Annotated in this window: 1 protein-coding gene; it reads left to right on the forward strand. The window is 41.7% G+C overall.

Translation table 11 applies throughout. The features are described from left to right. Nucleotides 1-347 precede the first annotated feature (347 nt). The coding region (locus GQS54_RS22810) for a S8 family peptidase (protein ID WP_166426213.1) at nt 348-2,302 on the forward strand (1,955 nt) is incomplete at its 3' end.

Raw genomic sequence — 2,302 nt, forward strand, 5'->3', positions numbered from 1 at the left:
ACTCCGATGATGATTAAAGTCGATATTCTGCTGTGCAATATTAACTAGTGGAATGTGCAAATTGCCGGACGCTTACGCAAGATAAATCTTTGCCTAGAGTTAGAAAGTCATATTTCGCGCCATTGAGTGTGAAAAAAATGGTTGCAACCAAAGTATAAATACAATCAAAAATATCATTCAATAATTTCACTTTTAACGTCCATAATTTTCATTGCTTATATTAAAGTGAGTAAAATCAATGATTTGCTAGTTGGCATGTGTATTGCAAAACCCAGTCAAAGAACGAAGGTATCGGTATAGGATTGCTATCGCTTATATCGGGCGACTCATCTAAACAGGAATTACACATGAAACTAAAATTTAATAAAAAAAGTGCCATATTACTCGCGGGGTTGGTGGGCTTTTCTGTTTTGCCTTTGTCTGCATCAGCGAGTGGCTTATTAGGTTTAAACTTAGACGAAATTGTGAGCACACTTGATGTAAACGAATTGACTACATCTTTAGGTTTACCAGAAGTCCCCATTGTTAACAGCCTTTTGAGTATGGATAACGAAATACTAATTCAAGGTGGCGATATTGCTGTGCTGCGTCAACTTATCAATACCGTTGGCGGGCTAGTTACTCATGAATTACCGTTAGTCGGTGGTATTGGCGTGCGAGTAAGTGATTTACAACTGACTATTTTAAGAAGTTTACCACTTGGCTTGATTAAAATTACTGAAAACCAAGCTGTTTTTACATCGGGCGCGTTAGACCATTGCTTGGTGTACGGTAGTCATGTTGTTGATCTAACGGCAAATAAAATTCGTTGGAATCTATATAACGCTAAAGACATGCAAGCCAACGCTAAAAAAATGACATTTGCTTGGCCTGAGAGCTTAGGACAAGTACGTTCGGTTAAATTTAATGGTAGAACGGTCTATTGGAGTTTATTCAGCCGCCAAAATGGTGAATTAACCTTAGATTACAGTAGCTTACGTCGCTACGCTAATTTAGATTCATTTGAAAGTGCCACCGTTGAAGTGTCGTTTTCACGCTATGGCACAGATAGTTACGACCAACGTGACTTCTCGATGGATGTTGAGTTTGCAGAAGATTGTGATCGTAGTTTAGTAAAAGGGTACGACACACAAGCGAGTGATGAAGATAGCAATAGCTATTATGTAAACAATATCGGAGCGGACGAACTTCACGAACAGGGCATTACAGGTAAAGATGTAACCGTTGCTGTGATCGACAGTGGGCTGTGGGCAAGTAAAAGCGCCCTTAGTAAAAACACTGAAAACCGCTCAAGAATAACCGCTGCTTATGATGCGATTGAAAACATTGACGTGACAGCGCAAAACATGACTGACGAGAATAGTCACGGCACTCATATCACCGGTATTATTGCTAACAGTGATCGTGCGATTGTTGATGGTCAAATGCGCAGCTTTTATCAAGGTGTCGCCCCGGATGCCAATTTGGTGGTGGTAAAGGCATTTCATGAAGACGGCCACAGTACCTATTTAGATGCACTACGCGGCTTGCAGTATATCGCTGATAATTATGAGGCGTTAAATATTCGTGTAGTGAACCTTTCGTTCGGTGCGCCGCCGCGTTCAAACTATTGGGATGATCCAATTAACCAAGCGGTTATGGCATTGTGGGAAAAAGACATTGTTGTTGTCACTTCTGCAGGTAATACAGGGCCCTCAGCAATGACGATAGGCGTTCCGGCTAACGTCCCCTATGTTATAAGTGTTGGTGCGATAAGCGATAACTATACCCAAGATAATCCAAATGATGACACCTTGCTTTCGTTTTCATCGCAAGGCCCAACGCATGAGGCTTTTATTAAGCCTGATATGGTGGCGCCGGGTGGCCATATGTTTAGTTTGGCTAATGAAGATATGTATGTGCCAAATAAATTTCCACAATACATGGTAGGCGATGACCGCTTTATTATGTCGGGTACGTCTCAGGCCTCAGGTGTGGTCAGTGGTGTGGTTGCGTTGATGTTGCAAAACGACCCAAGCTTGAGTGCGAACGACATAAAGTGTCGTTTAATGAGCAGTACTTCTCTAGCATTGGTTGAAGGTAAATTAGCCTATAGTCCTTTTCAGCAAGGGGCAGGCAGTGTTAATGCGCTAAAAGCAGTACAATCAACTCGTTCTAATTGCGCTAACAACGGTATGGATATCGCAGCAGACTTAAGTGGCGAACAACATTATATGGGTGCAGCCCGGAAAGACGATAACGGTAATTATTATATCGAAGGTTTTGAGTTCGAAGTTTGGGAAGAAGCTTTCATGTGGGAAGA

The organism is Paraglaciecola sp. 20A4 (genome assembly GCF_011378905.1).
Taxonomy (GTDB): Bacteria; Pseudomonadota; Gammaproteobacteria; order Enterobacterales; family Alteromonadaceae; genus Paraglaciecola.